This window comes from Pseudomonas pseudonitroreducens (assembly GCF_021603645.1).
GTDB lineage: Bacteria > Pseudomonadota > Gammaproteobacteria > Pseudomonadales > Pseudomonadaceae > Pseudomonas > Pseudomonas pseudonitroreducens.
Map to the genome: position 1 here is coordinate 1 of NZ_BQHJ01000085.1, position 255 is coordinate 255.

At 59.2% G+C, this 255-nt stretch carries 1 protein-coding gene; it reads right to left on the reverse strand.

Annotated features, from left to right (window positions below):
• Nucleotides 1-255: EF-Tu C-terminal domain-related protein (locus tag L6D89_RS32570; protein ID WP_373875008.1), on the reverse strand; the 255-nt coding region annotated here is incomplete at both ends.

Genomic DNA, 255 nt, shown 5'->3' on the forward strand with positions numbered 1-255 from the left:
CGGTTACGTCGGTGGTACGGAAGTAGAACTGCGGACGGTAGCCCTTGAAGAACGGGGTGTGACGACCACCTTCTTCTTTGGACAGCACGTACACTTCGCACTCGAACTTGGTGTGCGGCTTGATGGTACCCGGCTTGGCCAGAACCTGGCCACGCTCTACGTCTTCACGCTTGGTGCCACGCAGCAGAACGCCGACGTTCTCACCAGCACGACCTTCGTCGAGCAGCTTGCGGAACATTTCAACGCCGGTGCAGG